General features: G+C 64.9%; 27 protein-coding genes. 8 read left to right on the top strand and 19 right to left on the bottom strand.

The window, feature by feature from the left end; all coding sequences use genetic code 11:
- Window positions 1-60: 60 nt before the first annotated feature.
- Window positions 61-189 (bottom strand): hypothetical protein, encoded by a 129-nt coding sequence (locus C442_RS22885; protein WP_275039407.1) that lies wholly within the window; start codon window positions 187-189, stop codon window positions 61-63.
- A 233-nt stretch (window positions 190-422) separates the two neighbouring features.
- On the opposite strand from C442_RS22885, the gene C442_RS09445 reads away from it, so the two are divergent.
- Window positions 423-1,682, top strand: a complete 1,260-nt coding sequence (locus tag C442_RS09445) for an alanyl-tRNA editing protein (protein WP_008309864.1) — start codon at window positions 423-425, stop codon at window positions 1,680-1,682.
- 1 nt (window position 1,683) lies between these two features.
- Here C442_RS09445 and C442_RS09440 read toward each other — a convergent pair whose 3' ends face one another.
- The 4 genes from C442_RS09440 to C442_RS09425 are packed head-to-tail and all read right to left on the bottom strand — an operon-like array spanning window position 1,684 to window position 5,672.
- Complete coding sequence (locus C442_RS09440) at window positions 1,684-2,607, bottom strand: DMT family transporter (RefSeq protein ID WP_008309863.1); 924 nt, start codon at window positions 2,605-2,607, stop codon at window positions 1,684-1,686.
- 6 nt (window positions 2,608-2,613) lie between these two features.
- Window positions 2,614-3,423, bottom strand: coding sequence for a 5'/3'-nucleotidase SurE (gene surE, locus C442_RS09435; RefSeq protein WP_008309862.1), 810 nt, complete (start codon window positions 3,421-3,423; stop codon window positions 2,614-2,616).
- Window positions 3,424-3,459: 36 nt separating this feature from the next.
- Window positions 3,460-4,941 (bottom strand): small ribosomal subunit Rsm22 family protein, encoded by a 1,482-nt coding sequence (locus C442_RS09430; protein ID WP_008309860.1) that lies wholly within the window; start codon window positions 4,939-4,941, stop codon window positions 3,460-3,462.
- Entirely contained in the window at window positions 4,938-5,672 is a 735-nt protein-coding gene (locus tag C442_RS09425) for a prephenate dehydrogenase/arogenate dehydrogenase family protein (protein WP_008309858.1), read from the bottom strand. The genes C442_RS09430 and C442_RS09425 overlap by 4 nt, the downstream gene beginning before the upstream one ends.
- A gap of 162 nt (window positions 5,673-5,834) precedes the next feature.
- Here C442_RS09425 and C442_RS09420 point away from each other — a divergent pair, with 162 nt between their 5' ends.
- Window positions 5,835-6,608, top strand: coding sequence for a fumarylacetoacetate hydrolase family protein (locus C442_RS09420; protein WP_008309856.1), 774 nt, complete (start codon window positions 5,835-5,837; stop codon window positions 6,606-6,608).
- Window positions 6,609-6,649: 41 nt separating this feature from the next.
- On the opposite strand, the gene C442_RS09415 is transcribed toward C442_RS09420, so the two are convergent.
- A complete protein-coding gene (locus tag C442_RS09415; RefSeq protein ID WP_049942920.1) occupies window positions 6,650-7,474 on the bottom strand; it encodes a halocyanin domain-containing protein in 825 nt (274 codons plus the stop codon).
- A gap of 319 nt (window positions 7,475-7,793) precedes the next feature.
- Here C442_RS09415 and C442_RS09410 point away from each other — a divergent pair, with 319 nt between their 5' ends.
- Both C442_RS09410 and C442_RS09405 read left to right on the top strand, forming a co-directional pair.
- On the top strand, window positions 7,794-8,156 hold the full coding sequence (locus C442_RS09410) for a winged helix-turn-helix domain-containing protein (protein WP_008309854.1): 363 nt from the start codon (window positions 7,794-7,796) through the stop codon (window positions 8,154-8,156).
- The gene (locus C442_RS09405; protein WP_008309853.1) at window positions 8,153-8,455 is read left to right on the top strand and encodes a DUF7521 family protein; all 303 of its coding nucleotides are present in this window, start codon (window positions 8,153-8,155) and stop codon (window positions 8,453-8,455) included. The genes C442_RS09410 and C442_RS09405 overlap by 4 nt, the downstream gene beginning before the upstream one ends.
- 22 nt (window positions 8,456-8,477) lie before the next feature.
- Here C442_RS09405 and C442_RS09400 read toward each other — a convergent pair whose 3' ends face one another.
- On the bottom strand, window positions 8,478-9,035 hold the full coding sequence (locus C442_RS09400; protein ID WP_008309851.1) for a halocyanin domain-containing protein: 558 nt from the start codon (window positions 9,033-9,035) through the stop codon (window positions 8,478-8,480).
- 170 nt (window positions 9,036-9,205) lie between these two features.
- Here C442_RS09400 and C442_RS09395 point away from each other — a divergent pair, with 170 nt between their 5' ends.
- On the top strand, window positions 9,206-10,732 hold the full coding sequence (locus C442_RS09395) for a cryptochrome/photolyase family protein (RefSeq protein ID WP_008309849.1): 1,527 nt from the start codon (window positions 9,206-9,208) through the stop codon (window positions 10,730-10,732).
- A gap of 31 nt (window positions 10,733-10,763) precedes the next feature.
- Here the strand turns inward: C442_RS09395 and C442_RS09390 are convergent, their stop codons facing one another.
- The 3 genes from C442_RS09390 to C442_RS09380 all read right to left on the bottom strand — a co-directional run bounded on the left by C442_RS09390 (window position 10,764) and on the right by C442_RS09380 (window position 15,927).
- Complete coding sequence (locus C442_RS09390; protein ID WP_049942919.1) at window positions 10,764-12,518, bottom strand: ABC1 kinase family protein; 1,755 nt, start codon at window positions 12,516-12,518, stop codon at window positions 10,764-10,766.
- A 52-nt stretch (window positions 12,519-12,570) separates the two neighbouring features.
- On the bottom strand, window positions 12,571-15,207 hold the full coding sequence (locus C442_RS09385) for a heavy metal translocating P-type ATPase (protein ID WP_008309846.1): 2,637 nt from the start codon (window positions 15,205-15,207) through the stop codon (window positions 12,571-12,573).
- Between the two features lie 129 nt (window positions 15,208-15,336).
- The gene (locus C442_RS09380) at window positions 15,337-15,927 is read right to left on the bottom strand and encodes a winged helix-turn-helix transcriptional regulator (protein ID WP_008309842.1); all 591 of its coding nucleotides are present in this window, start codon (window positions 15,925-15,927) and stop codon (window positions 15,337-15,339) included.
- 154 nt (window positions 15,928-16,081) lie between these two features.
- On the opposite strand from C442_RS09380, the gene C442_RS09375 reads away from it, so the two are divergent.
- From C442_RS09375 to C442_RS09365, 3 genes are read left to right on the top strand one after another with little or no spacing between them, the layout of a single operon-like run.
- Entirely contained in the window at window positions 16,082-17,167 is a 1,086-nt protein-coding gene (locus C442_RS09375) for a metal ABC transporter substrate-binding protein (protein ID WP_008309840.1), read from the top strand.
- A gap of 8 nt (window positions 17,168-17,175) precedes the next feature.
- Window positions 17,176-17,973, top strand: a complete 798-nt coding sequence (locus C442_RS09370; protein WP_008309838.1) for a metal ABC transporter ATP-binding protein — start codon at window positions 17,176-17,178, stop codon at window positions 17,971-17,973.
- A complete protein-coding gene (locus C442_RS09365; protein ID WP_008309836.1) occupies window positions 17,970-18,941 on the top strand; it encodes a metal ABC transporter permease in 972 nt (323 codons plus the stop codon). The genes C442_RS09370 and C442_RS09365 overlap by 4 nt, the downstream gene beginning before the upstream one ends.
- Before the next feature lie 75 nt (window positions 18,942-19,016).
- On the opposite strand, the gene C442_RS09360 is transcribed toward C442_RS09365, so the two are convergent.
- From C442_RS09360 to C442_RS09330, 9 genes are all read right to left on the bottom strand, one after another.
- Entirely contained in the window at window positions 19,017-19,415 is a 399-nt protein-coding gene (locus C442_RS09360; protein ID WP_049942918.1) for a hypothetical protein, read from the bottom strand.
- Between the two features lie 66 nt (window positions 19,416-19,481).
- Window positions 19,482-20,189, bottom strand: coding sequence for a TMEM165/GDT1 family protein (locus tag C442_RS09355; protein WP_008309834.1), 708 nt, complete (start codon window positions 20,187-20,189; stop codon window positions 19,482-19,484).
- Window positions 20,186-20,878, bottom strand: coding sequence for a metal-dependent transcriptional regulator (locus tag C442_RS09350; protein WP_049942917.1), 693 nt, complete (start codon window positions 20,876-20,878; stop codon window positions 20,186-20,188). Before C442_RS09350 ends, C442_RS09355 begins: the two co-directional genes overlap by 4 nt.
- 82 nt (window positions 20,879-20,960) lie before the next feature.
- On the bottom strand, window positions 20,961-21,110 hold the full coding sequence (locus C442_RS22110; RefSeq protein WP_008309829.1) for a hypothetical protein: 150 nt from the start codon (window positions 21,108-21,110) through the stop codon (window positions 20,961-20,963).
- A 129-nt stretch (window positions 21,111-21,239) separates the two neighbouring features.
- Window positions 21,240-21,488, bottom strand: coding sequence for an MTH865 family protein (locus C442_RS09345; RefSeq protein WP_008309827.1), 249 nt, complete (start codon window positions 21,486-21,488; stop codon window positions 21,240-21,242).
- 169 nt (window positions 21,489-21,657) lie between these two features.
- Window positions 21,658-21,828: a hypothetical protein gene (locus C442_RS22105; RefSeq protein ID WP_008309825.1), complete on the bottom strand. Its 171-nt coding sequence runs from the start codon at window positions 21,826-21,828 to the stop codon at window positions 21,658-21,660.
- 2 nt (window positions 21,829-21,830) lie between these two features.
- On the bottom strand, window positions 21,831-22,058 hold the full coding sequence (locus C442_RS09340; RefSeq protein ID WP_008309824.1) for a zinc ribbon domain-containing protein: 228 nt from the start codon (window positions 22,056-22,058) through the stop codon (window positions 21,831-21,833).
- Window positions 22,059-22,256: 198 nt separating this feature from the next.
- Window positions 22,257-22,847 (bottom strand): DJ-1/PfpI family protein, encoded by a 591-nt coding sequence (locus C442_RS09335; protein WP_008309823.1) that lies wholly within the window; start codon window positions 22,845-22,847, stop codon window positions 22,257-22,259.
- Window positions 22,848-22,913: 66 nt separating this feature from the next.
- Complete coding sequence (locus tag C442_RS09330; RefSeq protein ID WP_008309822.1) at window positions 22,914-23,708, bottom strand: HAD-IIA family hydrolase; 795 nt, start codon at window positions 23,706-23,708, stop codon at window positions 22,914-22,916.
- Window positions 23,709-23,733: the final 25 nt, after the last annotated feature.

The raw sequence follows: 23,733 nt of genomic DNA, 5'->3' as shown, positions 1-23,733 counted from the left end.
GCCCGTCTGCCGGGCGTCTGACGCCGCTGTTCCACCGCCTGCCCTGTCCGTTCGCCCCAATTACGCGCGGGTCTGCTCACGCCGGTCCTGCCTGCCGGACGCGTACAGAAGCGTCAGGAACAGCCCAACCGCGAACAGCCAGACCACCACCAGCCAGAGCACTATCGATTGGCCCCCACTCCCAAGCATGAGTGGGAAGCGTCGCTGCCAGTATTTAATTAGTGACCCTGTATCCATTCCCGATACAGTGTCAAACAGTGGATTACGCCTTCGATAGCAGGTGGGTTCAGGGTGAGTCGTCCTCGAAATCGCCACACCGACTTGGCACGCACGAGGACTGCGCTCCTGTCGGCCGCGCAGTCCCGGACGCTCGTCCGGGGCACGCCCAGATGTTTTTGTTCACGCCGGCGTAGCCACGCCCGATGACGGGAATAGCCGCGTCCGAGCCCACTGTGACGACGTTCACGTCGACTGTCGACCGTATCGATACGACCGCTGTCGTGCTAACGGAGACGTACTTCTACGCCGAAGGCGGCGGCCAACCGGCCGACCGGGGAACACTCGGTGGCGTTGAAGTCGTCGACGTCCAGCACCGAAACGGCGATATCGTCCACGAACTGGCCGAGCCGCCGGCGTTCGACCCGGGCGAGACAGTCGAGGGCCAGATCGACGCGGCGTTTCGGACGTACTGTATGCGTGCCCACACGGCCAGTCACGTCCTCTACGGCGCTGGTCGCCGGCTGCTGTCGGATCTCGGCTACGGCGGCTTCGACATCAGCGCGACAGTCTCGGACGACGACGAAGCCGCTGCCTTCGGGCCGTCTATCAGCGGGAAGGTGCGGGTGGATTTCGAAACCACAACGGAAATCGACGACGAGACGCTCACCGAACTCGAACGGCTGACCAACCGCGCAGTCTGGGAGTCCTACGACGTGACCTGGGAAGAAATCCCGCGTGGAGAGGCACTGGACCGCGACGACATCGCGTTCAACACGAAGACCGAAGAGGGAATCGAGGGCGAGACGGTCCGTGTCGTCACCATCGAAGACTGGGACGTGGCAGCCTGTGGTGGGACACACGTCGGGAACACGCGGGAGATCGGACCGGTGACGGTGCTCGGCCGGTCCAACCCCGGCGAGGGGCTGACTCGCGTCGAGTTCGCTGTCGGGCCGCGAGCGATCCGCCAGCGCGCGACCGAACACGAGCGGGCGATGACCGCCGCCAAGTCGCTGGATACGAACGTTTCGGAACTCCCGGCTGCTGTCGATAGCCTCCAGTCAGAATGTGACGATCTTCGGGAGACGGTGTCAACTCTCCGAGAGCGCCTCGTCGATTCTCGTCTCACTGACCTGCGCGACGACGCTATCGAAGCGGACGGGCGGACGTGGCTCGTCGGCACTGTCACGGGGCTCAACGCGAACGGACTGGCCGACCGAGCGGAGCAAGCCGTCGGTGACGACATCGATGTAGCTGCGCTGGTGGACGCTGACGGCCAGTATCTGGGCGTTGCGACGACCGGCGGCGTCGATGCCGGCGAAGTGGTCGACAGCGTGACGGCGGAGTTCGGTGGCGGTGGCGGCGGACGGCCGACAGTCGCACAGGGCGGGGGACTCGATGCTGCGGGGGACGATATCGTCGCGTTCCTCCGGGACCTGCCAGCGGCGCCAGACCACGGCGACTGACTCAATCGCCTCGGTTCGGCGTCCCGCTGAATCGTGCGACCTCGTTTCGCAGCGCATCCCGTTTCAACAGCCCGAACCCGACAAGGATACAGGCGAATCCGACACCCGTGTAGACCGTCGGTGTCTCACCGAGGAACAGCAGCCCAGTGGCGGCGGCGACGACTGGCGCGGCGTAGGAGACGAGATTGATCTCGATGGGCCCGAGCCGCTCCAGCAGGTCGAAGTAGATGAGAAAGCCGAGGGCGCTGGCGACGACAACCAGATACAGCAGCGCCAGCACGGCCTCAGCAGTCCACTGGACGTCGGAAATCGATTCGGAGGCCCCGAGGCTGACGCCGTGCATAAGCACCGCACCGAGGAGCATCGACCACGCCTCCATCGTCTCGATCTCTAAATCGTCGTCGAACCGCCGGGTCAGCACGCTCCCGAGGGCGAACGACGTGGTCGCGAGGAACACCAGGAACAGCGACACGGTTCGCGGGTCGAGGAGGTTCCCCGGGTCGGGGTTGCTGAGAACACCGACACCGACGAACCCGATGAGCAGGCCGACGATACCCAGCGCCGTGAGCCGTTCGTCCGGGAGGAACGCGCGGGCGAACCCAGTCGTGAGAATCGGCGAGAGGCTGACGACGATAGCGGCGGCGGCACTGGTGGTCCCTTGCTCGCCGACGAACAGGAAGATGTGGTACGCGGCGATCAGCAGTGAGCCGCCGATGCCCACGACGATCCAGTCAGTCCGACCCTTCGGGACCCACTGGTCGGTGGCGTACACCGCGTAGCCGAGCATCAACAGCCCGGCAAGGTCGTACCGGAACGCCGCAAACAGGACCGGCGGGAAGTACTCCAGCCCGGCTTTGATTGCAGTGAAGGCGCTGCCCCAGGCGACGGCGAGCGCGACGAAGAGGATGGCGTTACGGAACCGCATTTCCGGTCAGTCGGCCGCCTCGCCGTCGTCGCCCGGTTCGTACGTCTCGGCGAGCGCGTCGAGCGACTCGTGGTGCTCCGTTGTGTGTGGCGCGGTCAGCGGCGAGACACTGACCTTCCCGTCGACGACGGCGCGGCGGTCGGTCCCCTCGGGGTCGGGGATGTCGCCCTCGGCCATGTGCTCCCAGATGCGGTCGTGGAGCGTCACGGCGTCGCCCTCGCGGACGGCGTCCATCTCGTACTCGTGCGAGGGCCGCGTGACCGTCATCTGTGCGTCGCCCCACTCGGCAACGGGAGCGTTGATGTTCAGGTAGTCACACTGCTCGAACACGCCGGCGTCGACGGCGTGGTCGGCGAGATAGGTCGTCGCCTTGGCGGCCTCGCCGTAGCTGTCGCCGTTGGCCTCGATGTCCGCGAAAGCAGCGTCCTCGCGGACCGGGATATACATCGAGACGGCCATCGCCGGCACGTCGAAGAAGGTGGCCTCGACGGCGGCGCTGACGGTCCCCGAGCGGCCGAGGACGTACGCGCCGAGGTTCGCCCCGCGGTTACAGCCCGCGACCACGAGGTCGGTGTCGGTGACGAGCGCTTCGAGCCCCGCCACGACGCAGTCCGAGGGCGTTCCCTCGACGGCGTAACCGAGTTCGTGTTCGTGGACGGTCACTTCGTGGGAAATAGCCCGACCGACCGCACTCTGGTCCTCCGCCGGGGCGACCGCAGTCACGTCGCCGACTGTCGAGAGGCCGTCGTACACCGCCCGGAGGCCGGCGCTCTCGATGCCGTCGTCGTTGGTCAGCAGAATCGTCGGCTCGTCCATACGCTCCGTCAGGCCGTCTGCGAGAAAAGCCCACCGCTAGCGGGCGCGGTCGACGACCGTCTCGCCGTCGACGACGACGTTGTACGCCTCCTCGTCGTCGTTCCACAGTGCCAGCGCGTTCTCGAAGGACAGCAGGTCGCCGTAGTCGGCTTTCTGGAGGTCTTCGTTCAGTATCGACGACTCGGTCAGCACGGCGAAGTGGTCGACCTGCTGGCTCCCGTCGCCCAGCAGATACAGCGGATTGGCCTCCGCCCGTTCGGCGAGGTCGTGACTGAGTTTCACGCCCAGAAAGTTCACCCGGTCGGTGACGTAGTTCTCGGCGTCGGCCATCGGCGCGTGGATGCCCCGGTCCGGCGTCACGTCGTGCGCTCGCTCCCCGTCGGTCCGCAGGACGCTGTAGGCGAACTGCACGTCCGTATTGACGAACTCGCCCGTCCCGCCCGCGGGGTCGTCGAGGCGCTGTTGCATCGTCGGCACTTCGATGTCGGGCTTGCGGTCGAACGACCACGATTCGCTGTCGGGGGACTGGTGGGGCCAGAGCCGTACCGTCGGCCCGTACACCGTCGCCGGGCCGCCGTCGGCCACCTCGCGCTCGACCTGTCGGAGCTGTATCGCCGTGTTGCGGTCGGCCGGGGCCAGCGCCAGCAACGTTCCGTCGTCGGCAAGCGCCTCGACGTACCGGTAGAGGGTCGCCGCCGCGTCGTCGAGTTCGCTGAGGACGTTGCCGAAGATAATGAGGTCGTAGCCCTCGGCGTCAGTGTCGCCGCCATCGGCACCGCTGCCGCTGTCGTCGCCACCAGCCCCACCGCTGTCGTCGAGAATCGGTGACGACGGGTCGAACTCCTCGGCGAGCGCTCGGTGAATCTCCCAGCGGACGTTCTGACCGCTGTCTTCTAGTAGGCTCTCCAGCACGTCCGCGGCGGCGCTCGGTTCGACGGCGTGGTAGTCCAGCAGGGCGTCGTCGGGGAGCAGGTCACGCAGGGCGAGCGCTGGCCCGCCGACGCCGGCCCCGACATCCAGCACGCGGAGCTGCGACGGGAGCAGGCCGTCCGCGGCGAGGTCCGCGAGGACGTACTTGGCCACAGCGTAGTAGTCGGGCAAGTGATAGACGGCGTAGCCAAGGGCGGTCACCTCGTCGTACTCGACGGGCTGGCCCTGGAGGTACCGCTCCTTGATATCGCGGATGCGCTCCCTGAGTTCGTCACCGCTGTCGCCGCTGTGCCACTCCAGCCCGCCCCACTCTGTCAACAGGTCGATGACCTGCTGTTCGTAGCGGTCGGGGAACCGCTCGACGCCGTCGAAATCCACCGAGAGCCGTCCCTCGGGTGCCGGAACGAAGGTCCCGTCGTCCTGTTCGACGATGCCCAGGTCGAACGCCTCCTCCCGGAGTACTTGCTTGACGACGGCGGGGTGGGGCTGGCCCTCGACGTATTCCTGTAGCTCCTCGGGGTCCAGCGGTCGGACGTTACGGAGGTACTGGGCGTTTTCGCGTATCTGCTGGCGTGTGTCCTGGTTCATGAGAGTTGCTCGTAGAGCCGTTCGAAGGTGTCCGCGTCGGCGTCGGCGATCTGTCGGGCGGCGTCGGCGACCGCGTCCGCGCCGTCGAAGGCCGCCTGAATGTCAGCGTACACCCGCGGGTCGCCGCCGGTGACCTGCTCGACGAGGTCGAACAGGCCGGCCGAAATCGGCGTCTGAAACCGGTCGGGCACGTCGGCGGCGGCCATCGCGAACGCGAGCACAGCCGCGTGAGCGCTGGCCTGTACCGTTTCCATTGCTTCGTCGTGTTCCGCCGCCGTCGTCTCGAAGCAGTTGTTGCCGGCTGCGGCGAGTGCGTCAACGACGGCGACAGCGTCGGGTCCCGACGCGTCGCTGACGACAGCGACGTTGCCGGGCGCGTTCTCGGGGGCAAACAGCGGGTGGAGACTCAATCGCTGGGTATCGGGCACGGCGTCCCGCATTGCCGCGATTGGGCCTGCCATGCTCCCTGTCACGTCGACGATGGCATTCGTGGTACGCGGTGCGAACTCGTCGATGGCCGTCTCGGCGACGGGCATCGGCACCGCGATACAGACGACGTCGAAAGTCTCGGCCGCGTCGCTGGCGACAGCGCGCCCGCCGACCGCGTCGGCAGCGGCTTCGGCGGCCGACTGGTCGAGGTCGGTGAAGGCGACGGACGCGTCGGCGTGGGTTCGGACCGTGCGCGCGAACCACTGGCCCATCGCGCCGGCGCCAACGACGAGGACGTTCATCGGCCCAGCGTAGCCCGTCCCGTCTCAAAAGCCGTTCGGTCACACTCCCACACACCGCGACACCGCAGGCGACGATGGCCGGGTAGACAGCCGTCGAACAGCCCGCTGTGGTCCGGTTTCCCCTCCTAAACGCTTATCTGTCGGCCCTGAGAGAACGGTGACATGAAGCGCGTTCGATTCCGTGATACCGCGGGGAACGTCCGGGGGGGCCGCTGGACTGTCGAGGACGGCGAGCCCGTCGTCACCGCCGCCGCCGGACCGTACGGCCGCATCGCCTTTGGCGACGAGTCCTACGACCCCGACGAGGTAGATATTCTCCCGCCCTGCGAGCCGACGAAAGTCGTCTGTATCGGGCGCAACTACGCCGACCACGCCGAGGAGATGGACTCGGACCTCCCGGACAGGCCGATGCTGTTCCTGAAGGCTCCGAACGCCGTCGCGTCCCACGGCAAGCACCTCACGATGCCCTCGGGGAAAGAGCGCATCGACTACGAGGCCGAACTCGGCGTCGTCATCGGTGAGCAGTGCCGGAACGTCAGCGAATCGGGCGCGATGGACGTCGTCGCGGGCTACACCTGCGTCAACGATATCTCGAACCGCGACGACCAGCGACGGGAACAGAACTGGGTCCGCGGCAAGGCCTTCGACAACGCCTGTCCCATCGGCCCGCTCGTCGCGACACCGGAGCACGTTCCCGAGGACGCAAGCATCGAACTCCGACTGAACGGCGAAACGAAGCAGTCCTCCTCCCGCGAGCATCTCATCTTCTCCGTTCCGGAACTGATCACGGAGATAACGTCGTATATGACCTTAGAGCCCGGCGACGTCATCGCCACGGGGACGCCCGAAGGCGTCGGACCGATGGACGACGGCGACGAGGTCGAAGTCGAAATCGAAGGTATCGGCACGCTCAAACACAGCGTCAAGATCCCATAGGCGGCCAGCACGGCAGTTCCGAAGCTAGTCCGCGATGATTGCTATTCGACGACGACTGCGCCTCTCATCCCCACTCCTTCGTGGGGTTTACAGGAGTACAGATGCGTTCCAGTCTCCTCGAACGTATGCTCGTAGGTGCTCCCTTCGTCGGCGACGAGTTCCGAATCGAGCGGGCCATCGCCTTTGGAGACGATGTTGTGCGGGCCACCGTCGCCGGTCCAGTCCCAGCGGACGGTCGTCTCAGTCGAGACCTTCAGTGCAGGCGGGTCGAACGCAAACTGACCGCCGTTGCCGTCCGCACCGGCCGTAACAGTTGCAGTGTCAGTGTCGGTGCGGTCGGCAATGGTGCCGTCGAAGTTACTCGCGGCTGCGAGCCACTCGTCGACAGTTGCATTGCCTGAAGACGGTGGCTCTTTCACAATAATCGCACCTTTCATGCCATCGTCGCGATGGGGTTCGGAGACGAAGCGGTACTCGCCAGGCTCCTCGAAGAAGTAGTGATACATCGTCCCGGACTGGGCGTTCGTCCGGCCGCTGTCGAAGGTTCCGTCGAGCGCGACGACGTTCTGCTGGCCGCCGTGTCCTGTCCAGTCCCATCGGACTATTGTCATCGGCGGAACTTCGATGGCCGGTGGGCTGAACGCCAGTCCACCGTCTGTCTCCTCGCCAAGCATAATTGTCGGTCGGGACTGTGGTCCGTATCTGCGAATCTCGCCGTCGTAGCCGTTGGCGTCATCGAGCCAGTCGTCGAGGGACTCGGGTGTCGATTCAGGCGTTGCAGTTTCGGTCGCTGTAGCGGTTTCGGTAGCGGTCGCGGTCTCGGTACCGGTTTCCGCCGCTGGCTCAGAGCTACTCCCCGAGGACACGCACCCGGCGGTAACGGCGAGGGCTGCCAATCCTGTGCCTGCGAGAAACTGTCTGCGAGTGGAGGGCCGTTGCATAGCAAGCTAATTGTTGTTATTGGGTGTTAGAAAAGGGGGTGTGCCCTTTCCAGATTCTGGAAACAAACGGTCGCCCTTTATCTGAGGGTGTTTTATATTCCCGACACTGGGTGGGAGCTGCTACCGGAGTATCGCAGGACTCCGGAGTCGCAGTATCCCACAGGTTTCACGTCGCTGCCCCGCCATATCGAAATCGAACCGCCCGCAGAACCACCCCCGACCGTCCACCTGAGAGGGCCCCTCCGTGGCACACAACGACGCGAGCGAGATACAGGCGCTGTTCGACGCCCTCGCCGACCCTGACTGTCGTGACATACTCAGGGTGCTCGACGAGCCGCTGCCAGCCAAGGAGGTCGCCTCGGTCTGTGATCTGCCCCAGACAAGCACGTACCGGAAGCTCGAACAGCTGAGCGAGGCCGAACTGGTCGCCGAGGAGACGGAGGTGCGCCCCGACGGCCATCACGCGACGGCGTACGTCCGGGACTGTGGCGGCGTGTTCGTTGGCGTCGACGCCGACGGCGCGTTCGAGATCGACGTTCTGCCGGCCGAGGAGCGGCCGAGCGAACGGCTTGCACTCCTGTGGTCGCGCGTCAGCGAGGAACTATGAACGGAGATATCCCTCTCATCGTCATCGGATTCAAGACTGTGACAGTGTTGCTTGGCGGGCTCATCACCTACTTCGCAACCCGCGCGGCACTGAAAACACGGGCGACCGGACTCACCTATCTCGCCGTTGGATTCGCGACCATTACTGTCGGGTCGCTCACCGCCGGTGTCGCTGACCAGCTGTTCGGCCTGAGTACCAACGCTGCACTGATCTTCGAGAACGCGCTCACCGCGGTCGGCTTCGCGGTCATCGCGTACTCGCTGTACGTCACCAGTCGCTCCGCGCTAGTAAAACGATAAAAACTGGCCGCTAGCTATCGGGTTATTCGACGACGACTGCGCCGACCATCCCGAGCGCCTTGTGCGGGACACAGTTGTAGAGGTAGGTTCCGGTTTCTTCGAACGTGTACTCGTAGGTGGTCCCTTCCTCTGCGACAGCCGAGCCCGAGTCGAGCGGGCCGTCGCCTTCGGACTTGACGTTGTGGCCGGCCCCTTCACCGGTCCACTCCCAGACGACCGTCGTTCCGGTCGAGACTTTGATCGCGGGCGGATCGAAGGCGAACGCGCCGCCGTTCCCCTCGGCACCGACTGCAACGGAGACCTCGTCTTGGTCAGTCATCACGACCGTGTTGCCGTCGAAGTTGGACGACTCGCCGACGTAGTCCGCCACTTCGCTCGATGCTTCGACGGTCTCCATCCCACCGCTACTCTCGGTGTCCATCTCCTCGGCTTCAGTGGTCGCCATCTCCTCTGCTTCGGTGGCTTCCGTTTCGCCGCTGCCACCATCGCCGCCGGACCCGCCACAGCCAGCAAGGAGTCCAGCGCCTGATACGGCTGCCGTCGCGCGGATGAACGTCCGCCTGTCGAGGTCGTCTGTCATGCAACTAGAGTTATGACTCTTCACTTATAAGGAAGTCGTTTCTGTCGTTTGGACGGGAACAATAATTGAGGTTTGTACCGCCCTGCAGTGTGGCGATACCAACACAGTTCGGACGGGGATTGATGCGGACTCGGGCCCACAGTACAGCCAATGGGAGTGTCCGTACACAAATGACCGTCTGGCTTCGGGGCGACCACCTCCTCCGCCGGTCCGGCCCCGTCGACAACCGACCCGACGAGCCGGTGCTCCTGATAGAGGCGCAGTCGTTCGCCCGCAAACTGCCGTACCACCCACACAAGCTGATTCTGCTGTTCAGCGCAATGCGGCATTTTCGCGACGACCTCCGGGACGCCGGTCGGACGGTCCAGTACCGCCAGACGGAGACCTTCGAGGACGGACTGGCGGCACACTTCGAAGCCCATCCGGACGACACGCTCGTAACTCACCGACCACAGACCGAGTCCGCGCAGGCGCGGCTCGAATCACTGGTTGCCGACGCTGGCGGAGCGGTCGAGTTCGTCCCCGACGAACGCTTCCTCTGCCCCCCTTCACAGTTCGACGGGTGGGTTGGGGACGGACGCTACCGCCACGAGGACTTCTACCGGTTCATGCGCCGAGAAACGGGCTATCTGATGGCCGACGGCGACCCCGTCGGCGGCGAGTGGAACTACGACGACCAGAACCGGGAGACGCCACCCGATGAGTGGACCTCAGCGGAGCCACCGCTGTTCGAGCCGGACGACGTGACCCGGGATGTCATCGAGTGGGTCGAGGAAACGTTCGAGGGCAGCTACGACGAGCAGCCCTACGGCGGTGACTGGGCCGACCCCGACCCGTTCCGTTGGCCGGTCACTCGGCGGCAGGCCGTCCGAGCCTTGGACCACTTCGTTACGAGCCGACTACCGGAGTTCGGGCCGTACCAGGACGCGATGCTGGAGGACGAGTGGGCGATGAGCCACAGTCTGCTCTCCACGTCGCTCAATCTGGGACTCCTCGGCCCTGACGAGGTCATTGAACGCGCTATCGCCGCCTACGAGGACGGCGACGCGCCGCTGCACAGCGTTGAAGGGTTCGTCCGACAGGTGCTCGGATGGCGCGAGTTCCTCCGGCATGTGTACCGCCGGGAGATGCCGGACCTGGCCGAGGCCAACCAGCTCGGCGCGAGTGCGGACCTGCCCGAGTTCTACTGGGACGGGAACACCGACATGGCCTGTCTCTCCGACGTGGTCGACGGCGTCCGGAAGCGGGGCTACTCACACCACATCGAGCGGCTGATGATTCTCGCGAACTTCGGGCTCATCTACGGCGTCGAGCCGGCCCAGCTAAACCGCTGGTTCCACGCCGGCTACGTCGACGCCTTCCACTGGGTGACGACGCCGAACGTCGTCGAGATGGGGCTGTACGGCGCGGGCGTGTTCGCCACCAAACCCTACGCCTCGTCGGCGAACTACGTGGACAAGATGAGCGACTACTGCTCGGGCTGTCCGTATTACAAGACGAAGACGACCGGTGAGGGGGCCTGTCCGTTCAACGCGCTGTACTGGGACTTCCTTGCCCGAAACGAGGACACGCTCCGGTCGAATCACCGGATGGGGCTGATGTACAGCCACGTCGACAACAAAAGCGACGAGGAACTCACGGAGATACGCGAGCGGGCCGCAGAGATTCGGAAGATGGCAGCCGCTGACGAACTCTGAGCGCGACCGTACTGCCGCGAGCGCCGTTCAGCTACTCCTCTCCCTCTGCAGCGTCGGCCGCCTGCCGCTGTTGCATCTCGTGGCGGGTGAACTGCGGCGACGACAGCGCCGGCCCGCGGCGTCGGCGGAACGACCACGCGAGAATCCCGAGCACCGCGGCGCTCCCGCCCAGCGCAAGCCCGGCAGGCTGGATCCCGTTCACGGTGTAGAGGTAGGCGCTCACCGGCACGCCGGCGCTGGCGACGATACCGAGCAGGAGCCGCTTGGCGAGCACCCGGCTCAGTCCGTCGGAGTCTTCGAGAACGGTCTTGACGAGCAGTTCTTCGCGCTCGACCCTGTCGAGTGCGTTCTCTATCTTCGGCGCTGTCCGCACGGCTGACCGGGTCGAGTCCGTCACCGCCTCCTGGATTTCCGTCTTGATCTGCTCCCGGACGTCGTCCCCAGCGCCCTGCTCCATGACGTACTCGGAGATGATCTCGATGAAGTCGAACTCGGGGTCGAGCGTCCGACAGACGCCTTCGAGTACCGTCGTTACCCGGACCACCAGCGCCAGGTCCTGTGGCAGGCGCATCGGGAACTCGTACAGCTGCGTCTCGAACTGGCCGACCAGCTGTTCGATGCGGTACTCGCTGATGTCCTCGCCGCGGAACTGCTCGATGACGATGTCGAAGGCCTCCCGCATCACCTCACGGTCGGCCATCGGGTCCAGCGCGCCCATCTCGACGAAGGCGTCCATCACGCGGTCCACGTCGTCGGTCGCCAGTCCGACGTAGAACTCCAGCAGTTGGTCCTGCGTTTTGGGGCCGAGATAGCCCGTCATCCCGAAGTCATAGAAGACGAGCGTCCCGTCGGGCTGGACCGCCAGATTGCCGGGATGGGGGTCGGCGTGGAACAGGCCGTCCTCGACGATCATCTGTATGTACACCTCCTCCAGCCGGCGGACCAGCGCCGGTCGGTCGATGCCCAGTTCGTCCAGCCGCTCCACGTCGTCGATTTTCACGCCGTCGATGTACGTCATCGTCAAGACGCGGTCCGTCGAGTGGCTCCCGATGACCGCCGGAATCGCGATGTCCTCGTTGGCCGCGAAGCTGTCGCCGATCTCCCGGAGCATCCGCGCCTCGTGGCCGTAGTCCATCTCCCGGCGGACTGTCGCCGCGAACTCCTCGGTGAGGTTCTCCAGCGTGAACGCCTGCCCGGGGTCCGCGCCGTAAGTGAGAATCGGCAGCAGCGTCGACAGCACCCGGAGGTCGGACTCGACGCGGGTCCGGATGTTGGGTCGCAGCACCTTCACGGCGACCCGCTGGCCGTCGACCTGCGCTTCGTACACCTGTCCCAGCGAGGCCCCGGAAATCGCTGTCGTGTCGAACTCCTCGAACAGCGCATCGATGTCCTCGCCCAGTTCCCGCTCGATGACGGGCTCGATGGTCGCCCACGAATCCGGCGGGACGTTGTCCTGAAGCTCCGAGAGCACGTCGACGTACGCCCGCGGCAGAGCGTCGGGTCGGGTCGACAGCATCTGCCCGAGTTTGATGAACGCGGGACCGAGGTCGACGAAGGTGTCCTTCAGGTAGCGCGCGCGCCGCATCTGCGTCTCGGGAGTCACTGTTCGGGACCGGCCGAACAAGAGAAACCGCTTGCGGTCCCGGCCCCACTGCCAGAGCAGCGGGACGAACTGCCAGACGATGACGAGCGCTCGCCAGAGGGCCCGAAGCCGAACGCCGACACCGCCCGGCTGTGACACTGTCTGTCCCGTCGGCTCGTCGGCGATACGCTCCTCGGCAGTCACTGTTCGCAAGTGAGGCCCGGCGACAAATGAGTCTGCTGGAGACGGTCCCCGCTCAGCGACGGAGGAAGCCGAACAGCCGGTATTCCGAATCCGGCGTGTAGCGGCGGAACGCGAGGCTGTTTGCGAGCACCGACACGGACGAGGCGGCCATCGCAGCGGCGGCCAGCACCGGCTGGAGCAGTCCCAGCGAGGCTAGCGGAATCATCACCGTGTTGTATCCGAGCGCCCAGAAGAGGTTCTGCTTTATCTTCTGGAGCGTGGCCTCGGATATCCGGATGGCTTTGACCACGTCGGCGGGATCGTCCCGGAGCAGCGTCACGTCGCCGGCCTCGATTGCCACGTCGGTCCCCGAGCCGATGGCACAGCCGACGCTCGCGGCGGCCAGCGCCGGCGCGTCGTTGACCCCGTCGCCGACCATCATCGCCTGGTCGCCGTCGCTCTGGAGTTCGTCGACGGCGTCGGCCTTGTCCTCCGGCAACACGTCGGCCATGACGTTGTCGGGGTCGATGCCGACTTCCTCGGCGACAGCGCGCGCGGTCCGCGCGTTGTCACCGGTGATGAGCCAGACGCCGAGTCCACGCTCGCGCAGGCCGCTAACAGCGGCCTTGGCGGATTCTTTCACCGTGTCGGCGTCGGCGACGATGCCGAGGAGCCGGTAGTCCGAGCCGCTGTCGTCCCCGGTGCCGTCGCCGCCTGCGTCCTCGGCCAGCGCGACCAGCATCGCGGTCTTGCCCTCTCGTTCGAGGGCGTCCATCCGGTCCTCCGCCGGTGCGGTGTCGACGCCGGCCTCGGACAGCAGTTTCCGGTTGCCGACGAGGACGCGGCCGTGGCGCGTCGTCGCTTTCACGCCCTGGCCGGGGACGTTCTCGAACTCGTCGGGGTCTTCGACCTCGATACCGCGCTCGCGTGCACCGTCGACGATGGCCTCGGCCAGCGGGTGTTCGCTGGCGTGTTCGGCGCTCGCGGCGACTTCGAGGACGAACTCCTCGGTCCGTTCGCGCTCGGGCTTGAGCGTCCCGCCGTCGGTAGCGGGGCCGACGACCTCGACATCTGTGAGTTCCATCTCGCCTTTCGTCAGCGTCCCCGTCTTGTCGAAGACGACGGTATCGACGTCTTGTACCCGTTCGAGCACGTCGCCGCCCTTGAACAGGACGCCGTTGCGCGCGCCGATGGCCGTCCCGACCATCGTCGCGGCGGGCGTTGCCAGCCCCAGCGCGCAGGGACAGGCGATGAGCACGGCGGAGGCGAACACGACGATAGCGAACTCGCTTACGCCCACGCCGGCCGGCCCGCCCGCGGCCAGTCCCCACAGCGGGAGCGCGTCGACGACCGCGGCCAGCGTCTCCGGCGCGACCGCCCACAGCACCGCCCAGAGGACGGCGTTGGCGATGACCGCCGGGACGAAGTACGCCGAGATGCGGTCGGCGACGTTCTGGATGTCGGGCTGGCGGGACTGGGCCTGCCGGACCCGCTCTGCGATCTGCTGGATGGCGGTCTCCGAGCCGACTTTCGTCGCCTCGACTTCGAGGACGCCGTTCTGGTTCACCGTCGAGCCGATGACCTCGTCGCCCTCGCCTTTCTCGACCGGAACGGACTCGCCGGTCACCATCGACTCGTCGACGGCCGAGCCGCCGTCCACGACCACGCCGTCCGTCGGAATCTTCTCCCCGGGGCGGACTTTCAGCCGGTCCCCGACCCCCACCTCGTCGATGGGAATCTCCGCCTCGCTGCCGTCCTCACGGACCACCGTCGCCGTGTCGGCTTCCATCTCTAGCAGTTGCTGGATGGCGGCTCCGGCCTGGCTCTTCGAGCGGGCTTCGAGGTAGTTCCCGAGCGTGATGAACACGAGAATCAGCGCGGCCGTGTCGAAGTACAGGCCCGTGCTCGCGATGAGGCCAGACAGCGCGGCCACCGAGTAGAGGTACGCCGTCGAGGAGCCCAGGGCGATGAGCACGTCCATGTTCGCCCGGCCGTTGTTGACCAAGGCCTTGTAGGAGTTCTCGTAGAACGGCTTGCCCAGCAGAATCTGGACCGGCGTCGCGAGCGCGAAGGCGACCCAGCCCTGCGGAACCCCCAGAATCGTATCGCGGATAAGTCCGAGCGAGAACAGGTGGTCCGCCATGAACAGCAGGAGCGGGGCCGAGAGCACCGCTCCGAACAGCGTGAGCCGGAGCTGTTTGCGCGTCTCCTCATTGCGCGCGGCGGCACGGCGGTCGACGCCGGATTGTTCCCCGCCGGAGCCGTCACCGACGTTTTCACTCCCGCTACCCTCTCTGACAGGCGTGTAGCCGGCGGACTCGATGGCGTCGTAGAGGTCCGCACGCGACACATCGGCCGGGTTGTAGGTGACCTGGGCCTCGTCGGTGGCGTAGTTCACGCTGGCTTCGATGACGCCGGCGGTCGCTTCAAGCGCCTCCTCGTTGGTGTCCGCGCAGTTCGCACACGACATGTCGGTGATGCCGACGGTCACCGTCTCCGTCGCCACGCCGTAGCCAGCGTCTTCGACGGCGGCGACGATATCAGCCAGTGACACCACGTCAGGGTCGTACTCGACGCTCCCCTCGTCGGTGGCGTAGTTCGCGTCGACGGACGCAATCCCGTCCAACTCGCCCACCGACTCCTCGATCGTGCCCGCGCAGTTGGCACAGCTCATTCCCGTCAGTTCGAGCCGGGTGGTCCGGTTACTCATCTTGTCTTACTATACGCCCCCCATATTCATGCGGTTTGTGCCTTCGATTCGAAGGTCAGATTCGACTACTAGATTCAGAAGTGAACTCAAACAGTCGCTTAGACACTATTCCGAAGCACCACTCGCAGCTCAGACCCCGTCTTTCAGCGACTCGTACTGGTCGACGAACCGCTCCGCACAGGACCCACAGCAGAAGTAGTACCGCTCCCCGTCGAGCGTGCGCTGTTCGCCTTCCTCGTCGACGGAGTTGCCACACTCCGCGCAGTCGGGCGCGAACTCCGCCGCACCCAGCCCGACGGTCCACTCGCTGTCTGCGATCATCCGCACCTCGTAGCGGTCCACGTCCCCGAGGTCGACGTGTTCGGCGAGGAGTTCGCTCGCGTCGGACTGGGAGACGTTCGCCGCCAGTACCACCCGGCCGCCGGCGGTCCGATAGACCCGCTCGACGGTGTCTGCGTCGCTGACCGCTGTAGCGATGTCGGCGGCCCGACCCGGCTTCGCGTCTACTTCGATCAGGACCGGCACGCCGGCCTGTAACAGTGAGCGGTCGACATCGACGGTAAACCCCTGTATCAGTCCCATTTCGACGAGCCGGTCGACGCGGTCGGAGACCGCAGGGGCCGAGAGGTCCACTCGTTCGGCGATGTCGCTGTAGGGTCGTCTGGCGTCTTCGAGCAGCAGTCGGAGGATTTCGTGATCGGTATCGTCGAGTCCGGGCATATCGGACCAACTTCGAGCACCGGTTTATTCGTTGTGTCCGCTTGTTCCTGTGCCAAAGATCACATTTCAGACAGGAGTGGCCCATCTTATTAGACTAGTCTAATTCTATAATTAGATAGAAACTATTATATTCTTCTCCGACAGCAACTCACACATGGCAACTAACCAACCCTGTGGCGACCAGCCGTATAGCGTCACCCGCAGGCAGGTACTCAGTGCCGGCGCAGGGGGCCTCGCGTCCGGCTTTGCCGGCTGTCTGACCGGTGGCGGGACGGAATCGGCATCGAACAGCAGCGACGGCACCAGTGGCGCGGACGGACCGGTCGCGGTGGCGTCTTTCTTCAGTTTCTACGACTTCGCCCGCGAGGTCGCACGCGGAACGCCGATAACGGTCGAGAACCTCATCCCGACCGGACTGCACGGCCACGGCTGGGAACCGGACGCGAGCATCACGCGGGATATCATCGACGCGGACGCGTTCATTCACGTCGGCCCGGACTTCCAGCCCTGGGCCGACCGCGCGATTCAGACGCTCGAAGACGACAACGTCGATACCGAACTCATCAACGTCCGCGAGGGTATCGAACTCGAATCGCTCGCGGCGAGTCTCGACCGCGACGAAGAGGGCGTCGGACAGAACAGGGCCAGCGACCCCCATTTCTGGCTCGACCCGCGGCGCGCGAAACAGTCGGTCGACAACATCACCGAGGGGCTGGTCGCGCTCGCACCGGACGCCGAAGCCACGCTCCGGGACAACGCCGAGACGTACAACTCCGAGGTCCTCGACCGCATCGACGCGGACTACGCCGAGATTTTTGACCGCGCCGAGAGGGACGTGGTCCAGCTCGCGGCACACAACGCCTTCCAGTACATCGGCTCGCGCTACGGCGTCAAGATGCGCCCGCTCGTGGTCAACCTCGCGGCCAGCGGTGACGTGAAGCCCTCGGACATCACTGAGGCGAAATCGGTCATCGAGGACAACGACATCCGGTATATCGGGGCCGGCGTCTTCGAGACGCGCAAGCCCGCAAAGCAGCTCATCGCCGAGACACCGGTCGAAGCCTACTACCCGGTGACGCCCTATGCCGGCGTCCGCGAGGAGTGGGTGGCAAACGACTGGGGCTACGAGGAAATCGCCTATCGGATAAATATGCCGACGTTCGAGGTCGTTCTGGGTAACACGGCACCTGAAGAGGCGGGTCCCGACGGCTGGAGCGAGACCTGGCGGAACTTCGAATGAGATCGACAATGCGCTCAGACCACCGAGACGATGCCGACGAAGCGACGACCGAATCGAACGAGAACAGGCCATCCGTCGTCGAACTCGCGGACGTGTCGTTCGGGTACACCTCCACGCCCGTCGTCGAAGACATCAGTGTCAGTATCGACGCCGGGGAGTACGTCGCCGTGGTCGGCCCGAACGGCTCCGGCAAGTCGACGCTCATGCAGTTGCTGCTCGGCCTGCTGGAGCCCGATACCGGGACTGCGGAGCTGTTCGGCGTCGATGCGACGGCATTCGACGACGGCGCCAGAGTCGGCTACGTCGCACAGCGCGCTGGGACGAGCCGGGAGATGCCGATAACGGTCCGCGAAGTGGTGAAGATGGGCCGGTTCCCACACGTCGGGTTCGGCCGTCTCTCCGCGGCCGATTGGCGTATCGTCGACAGGGCCATCGACACAGTCGGGATGTCGGCCTTCGCCGACCGGCGAATCACCCAGCTCTCCGGCGGGCAGCGCCAGCGGGCGTTCATCGCCCGGGCGCTGGCGGGCGAGGCTGACCTGCTCGTGCTGGACGAACCGACCGTCGGCGTGGACACCGAATCGGTCGACGCCTTCTACGGACTGCTCGACTCGCTCCACGCCGAGGGGATCACCGTCCTTCTCATCGAACACGACCTGCAGGCCGTCACTGAACACGCGGAGCGCGTCATCTGCCTGAACGGTGAAATCTACTTCGACGGTCCGTCGGCGGAATTCACCGACAGCGCGGCGCTGGCCAGAGCCTTCGGGACGGGTGCACAGTCGCTGGCCGGAGGCAACGGATGACGCTCGCGTTTGCCGGCGGCGTCTACGAGGCGTTCGTCCCGGTCCTCGAACTGTGGTACTGGCTCCTGACACAGCTCTACCACCTGACCGGGCTGGAACTCATCAGCCCCGAGTACACCTTCATGTACCGGGCGATACTGGTCGGGCTGTGCGTCGGCGTCATCGCGCCGCTCATCGGGACCTTCCTCGTCCACCGCCAACTCGCGCTCATCGGGGACGCACTTGCCCACACGGCCTTCGCCGGCGTCGCCGTCGGGCTGTTTCTCAACGGCGTCTTCGAGCTGGGCGTCTCGCCGTATCTCACCGCCGTCGTCGTGGCCGTCATCGCGGCGCTGCTCATCGAACTCATCTCCGAAGCGACCGACGCCTACAACGACGTGTCGATGGCTATCGTCCTCTCGACGGGGTTCGCCCTGGGGACGGTCCTCATCAGCCTCAACGCCGGCGGCCTGGCCGTCGGTATCAATCAGTACCTCTTTGGGAACCTCTCGACGGTGTCCGCCGAGAACGCGGTCATCATGCTCGGGCTGTTCAGCGTCATCGTCGCAACGGTCGCGCTCACTCGCAACCAGTTGCTGTACGTCACGTTCGACGAGACCGCTGCCGCCGTTTCCGGACTGCCGGTCGCCTGGTACAACCGGATCATGGTGATGCTGACGGCGCTCGTCGTCGTCGGCGCGATGCAGATAATGGGCGTCATCCTCGTCGCGGCCATGCTGGTCGTTCCGGTGGCCGGCGCGACGCAGGTGTCCCGGAGCTTCTCGGAATCGCTCCTGGTCTCGATTGTGCTGGCCGAACTGGCCGTCGTGCTCGGCATCGGTATCTCGTACTACGCCGGTGCGACGGCCGGCGGCGTCATCGTTCTCGTCGCCGTGGGGATCTACGTCCTCTCGGTCCTTGCCGGGAAAGTCCGACAGACGGCCGCTCCGGATGAGACACGGGAACTCGACAGCATCAGTCACGACTGACCGACGACCCCGACTGGGGCCGACGGTCGCAACTGAGAGCCGCGGTTGGTGGCTACACGCCGGCCTGTGAGCGAGTCATCGGAACGCGTCACAGTCGCTGCTCCCGCTCTGCCAGTGGACTACGTTGTCACCGGTGTACTCGACGACGACGTCGTAACAGTTGTCGTCGTCGAACGTCGTTTCCTCCGAGAAATCGGTCCCGGCGATGGCCGTCGCTATCGTTATCGTCCCTTGTTCGTCCGGAAGCACATCGTCCAGTTCCACGGTTGCGCCGTCCTCTTCGGCGGCGACGGTGTGTGTCTCGTCGTACACCGTTTCGCGGTCGACCGTGACCGTGCATTCGAACTCCTGTGTCGTCGAACCGGTGTTCGTTAGCCGCACGCCGGCAAGCCGAGCGCTCGCAGGACTGAGTGCTGAACATCCCGAGAGGGCAAAGAGTGTTCCTGCTGTGAGGACGGTGCGTCTAGAGGGCATCACACGCTATTGTTCAGCCGTCTTGCAAAAGTCTTCTCTCGGCTCAACTCAGCCGCCCCGGTCGTCTCAGACACCCATCTGCGCCGCGATACCTGAGACCATCGTTTCCCACAGCGAGAACCCCATCGTCACGCTCAGGGCGAAGTCGGCGGCGAAAAACAGGAACAGCCCTGCGCCGACGAAGTGGGCCGTTCGCAGATTGAAGCGATGGGCGAACCGGTGGAAGAACAGCGCGTTGGCGAGGCTCACCGGAATGATGGCCAGCATCTCACCGGCCCAGATGGCGCTGGGGTGGGCGCTGTACTGGGCGGCGAGCGTGATCGTAATGAGCTGGGTCTTGTCGCCGAACTCGCCGAAGGCCATCATCGCGAAGATGGGCAGGAAGCCGCCGAGCCTGTTCGGCACTTGCCAGTCGACGACGGGAACGCGAACGTCTAGCTGTCCGCCGTCAGTGGTGAAGCCGGACGCGGGTTCCTGTTGCTCCGCGCCGGCCGCCGGGGCACTGCGGAGCAGTAGTATCGCGAACAGCAGGAACATCCCAGCGGTGAGGCTTTCGAGGACGATGCCGGGCAATAGCGACGTGATCGCGGAACCGAACCAGATCTCCAGTGCCGTCCAGCCGGCGAAAGCCGTGCCCGCGGCACTGACGACGAGGAACGGGTTGAACCGCGTCGACAGCCCGGCGATGATGAACTGGACCTTCTCGCCGGGGAGGACCGCCAACTGCGCACCGGCCGCTATCGCTACCACTGTCAGCCACGTCGCGTCGCTCACGCCTGGCTCACTCCGTCTTCGCCCTGCGTGTCCGGTGCACGGACCTGAATCGCGTCGGCGATGTGGTCCGGGAGCGACACTGACGACCCGCTCTCTAGCTGGACCGTCACCATCCCGATGGGGGCGACCTCCTCGACAGTCAGCACGGTTCCCGGCGTGATGCCGGCGTCGGAGAGATACGTGAGTTCGTCGGGGTCTCGGTCCCGGACCCGTGCGACTTCGAGTCGTCCCCCTTCGTCGTGTTCTGACAGCGCCGTCGCGGACTCGTCGTCGATGGGGTCCAGCGAGTCGCTGGGGATCGGGTCCCCGTGGGGGTCGAACTCCGGTTCGTCGAGGACAGCCGCGACCCGGCGCTCGAACTCCTCGCTGATGTGGTGTTCGAGCACCTCCGCCTCCTCGTGGACCTCGGCCCAGTCGTACCCCAACTGCTCGGTGAGAAACGTCTCAAGCAGGCGGTGGTGGCGGATAATCTCTAGGGCCACCGTCTCGCCTTCCGGCGTCGTCCGCACGCCTTTGTACTTCTCGCGTTCGACCAGCCCGCGGTCGGCCAGTTTCTCCACCATACTGGTGACCGTCGGTGCCGTAACGTCCAGCATCTCGGCGATAGTAGACGGAGCAATCGGCGGGTCGCCGTCCCGCTCGAGGCGATAGATGGCCTTCAGATAATCCTCCATCTTGGCACTCAACATACACCAAATTAGACGAATCTAACCCAAAAGATTGGCGATTCCAACAACTTTGTGCGCACCGGACACATTCGACCGACCGCCGTCAGTCGTCAGCAGCGTACGTTTCTCGTCGGTTCCGTGTCAGGAGCCACAGGAACAGATAGCCGATGGCACCCAGAACGAACAGCGTTGCGGGGATGAGAAACGGTCCGAACGTCCGAACGAGCGTCTCGATCCCCGGCAAACCGACCATATACCAACTAGGGACGTTGCCCTGATAAAGCTCAAGGGTCTGGCGGGTACGGCTACCGACCCGTTCGTCCGGGAATCTCCCGAGTTATCGCACGAGACCGGTGAAGCGGCCGGAGCCGGTGTGGCCCGCTCAGATGAGGTCCTGATCTTCGAGCGAAGCCATGACGTCGTCGACGAACGCGTCGACGTTGTCGTATGGGAACTCTCCGTTGAGCTTCGTGTTCAGTTCCATCGCTGTCATCGAGAAGTCGCCGGACTCGAACTTCGTCGACGGGCCGCCCGGGAGTGCCGGAACGAGGTCCATCGGACTGGAGATCGGGTAGTCTGCTTCCTGGAACGCGTCAACGAACTGTGAGCGGAGGTCTTCTTTGTCAACCATGGTCGGACGTTGTGCGAGAATTATGATAAAAGGTTCGACATCGGTACACTTTCCCATTGTTTGGAGTTTATTCAGAGGTACAACGGTACTAGGCTCTTGCGCCGCTGAATCAGTGTGGGCAGTACGCGAACGACTCAACCCTGCAATCGACGCGACGGTCCCGTGTTGGTCACCGGACCCGACTGTCGTCGTCCGTATCACGCCGGGCCAGTCGTTCGGCCGTCTCGCGATCCATCTCGTTGCGCTGATCGTGCTCGCTTCGGACCAGCGCGTACAGGACCAGCGGTGCGACCACCGCGAGCGACGCGATCACGAGGAACAGCCCGGTTACGGCGGGCATCGTCAGCCGAGGAAGATATCCGCCAGATCACTGCCCGCGGACCCTGTGTCACGGTACAACTCCGAGTAGCCGCAGTTCGTACATGTGACGACCTGGAACTGGTTCGTCTGGATGTCGAACATCTTCGAGAGACCGCCGCCGGTGGTTGAGATGTTACCCACGTCAGTGCCGGTGTGGCCGCACTTCGGACAGCCGCGGTCGTCGTCCTGTGGTGAAGTGTTGGAGGGCATTGCAGCCGACGTTTCGTGCCCCTCTGTAACAAATCTGGTGCTACCCTGTCGATAGTTACGACGAGCGTACGTAAAACGAGGCGGGCGAACGTAATGGTGCACTATGCCAGAACCCACCCGCCTCAACGGAGGGAAACGCCCGCGTTATTTGTTTGTTATGAATTCCTCAATCCTGCATGGCTCAGCCAACGAATGCGTTCAATCGTCGGCCGGGATCGGGTCACCGTGGGACACTTCGTCGCCGAGCAGGTCCATGAACTGCGCGAGCCACTCGGGATGGTCAGGCCAGGCCTGTCCGGTGACGAGGTTCCCGTCGGTGACTACCTCGTCGACCCACGAGCAGCCGGCACCCTCGCACTCGGCGCGACAGGCCGGGTACGCCGTCATCTCGTAGCCGTCTAGTACGTCGGCAGCGGCGAGAATCTGCGGCCCGTGACACAGCGCCGCGACGGGTTTGTCCTCCTCGAAGAAGTGCCGTACCGCGTCGAGGACCTCGTCGTACGTCCGGAGATACTCGGGGGCGCGACCGCCGGGCACACACAGTGCGTCGTAGTCGCTGGGTGTCACGTCGGCCATCGTCGCGTTCAGGACGAAGTCGTGGCCCCGGGACTCCATGTAGGTCTGGTCGCCGCGGAAGTCGTGTATCGCTGTCTTGACCGTCTCCTCGGCCTCCTTGTCGGGACATACCGCGTCGACCTCGTGGCCGACCATCTGCAGCGCCTGGAACGGCACCATTATCTCGTAGTCTTCGCCGAAATCGCCGACGATCATGAGGATGTCTTTGCCCATTGGAAACACCAGCCAAAGCTACGGTCGCCGTCGAAATAAAGTCGCAGGTGAATTACCAGTTTCGTGTCACTCGTCGAGCGATGTAAGCACCTGCTCGATGTCTGCTAACGAGTCGATGACGTAATCGGGCGTCACTGCGCTCCGTTCCAGCGACCGCTCGTTGGAGACGCCGGTCCGAACGAGAACGGTCGTCATTCCGTTCCGCTCGCCCATCGCGATGTCCGTCTCCAGCCGGTCACCGACGATGAGACAATCCGCCGGCGCACAGTCCAGTCGTTCTAGCGCCGCCTGAACAGCAATCTCTGAAGGCTTCCCGAGTATCCTGTCCGGGTCCCGTTCGATGACCCCGGCGACGGCGTTGATTATCGCCCCGGAGCCGGGGACCGGGTCGCCGTCTTCGCCGGGGAACGTCCGGTCCGGGTCGGTCCCGAGGAAGACGGTGTCGTCGTCGACGGCCCGGAGCGCGTCGACCATGTCGTGGTAGTGGAAGCCGTCCGTCCAGGAGGCCAGTAACACGTCGGTCTCGGCGGGGTTCTCGACTAAGCGCGCGCTCGTCCCTTCGACCAGCGCACGGAGCTGGTCGCTCCCGATGACGAACACGTTGTCTCCCGCGTGGGTCCCGTCGAGGTACTCGCGGGTGACGACGCCGGAGGAACAGGCCTCCCCCTCGCGGGCGTCGACGCCCAGCCCTCGCAATCGTTTGACGTACTCGCTCCCGTCGTGGATGGGGTTGTTTGAAAAAAAGCAGATTCCCAGGCCTCGCTCCCTGAGCACGTCGATTGCCGATGCCGCACCCGGCAACAGCGTGTCACCGTGGTACACCGTTCCGTCCAGGTCGATGATAGCCCCCGCAACTGTCATTACTCCTCCTCGGAACCCGGCAGTG

Origin of the sequence: Haloarcula amylolytica JCM 13557 (assembly GCF_000336615.1) — an archaeon.
GTDB lineage: Archaea > Halobacteriota > Halobacteria > Halobacteriales > Haloarculaceae > Haloarcula > Haloarcula amylolytica.
Note: the sequence above shows the minus strand (reverse complement) of the source record. Positions and strands in the feature narration are given on the sequence as shown.